The 503-nt window shown below is 60.6% G+C and carries 1 protein-coding gene; it reads left to right on the top strand.

All coding sequences use genetic code 11. From position 1 onward, the window contains the following. The first annotated feature begins 166 nt into the window (after nucleotides 1-166). A complete protein-coding gene (locus HAQ05_RS28100; protein ID WP_190427701.1) occupies nucleotides 167-355 on the top strand; it encodes a hypothetical protein in 189 nt (62 codons plus the stop codon). Nucleotides 356-503: the final 148 nt, after the last annotated feature.

The raw sequence follows: 503 nt of genomic DNA, 5'->3' as shown, positions 1-503 counted from the left end.
GATACCTCGATGACCTGGAGCGCCTGGATCGGCCGCCCTTTTATGAGGCGATGGTCGAGCAGTGCATAACCCGCATGGAAGGCTCGCGCGCCATCAGCGCGGAAGAATTCAACTACTACTGCGAGCGCTTCCGGCGGCTGGCTGGGCGGGATGTAAGGAGGGTGGCATGAGCGAACTCAAGCGCTACAGCGAAGCCATGGTTCGCGGTGACCTCGCGACCTGCATCGCGATTGAGCAAAAGCACGAACTGTACGGCTACCCGCCAGAGATTGTTTCGGTAGGCCTGCAAGCCCACGACGAGGGGCGCGACGCGCTCCTGGCTGTTGACCGGTATTTGGATGGAGACGACGAATGACCACACCCATTCACAAATCGCTCATTGATGAGCAGATAGAAGAGATCGAGTTCGCCGGCAAGACAAAGGCATCCGCCGTGCGGCTGGCCAAACGCTGCGGGTTCACCGGCCAACCCGCACGGTACAGCTGGGTTGCCCCGGGTATCTG

The organism is Pseudomonas typographi (genome assembly GCF_014694385.1).
Classification (GTDB): Bacteria; Pseudomonadota; Gammaproteobacteria; order Pseudomonadales; family Pseudomonadaceae; genus Aquipseudomonas; species Aquipseudomonas typographi.
The sequence above is the reverse complement of the archived record's forward strand: the minus strand, read 5'-3'. Positions and strand labels throughout refer to the sequence as shown.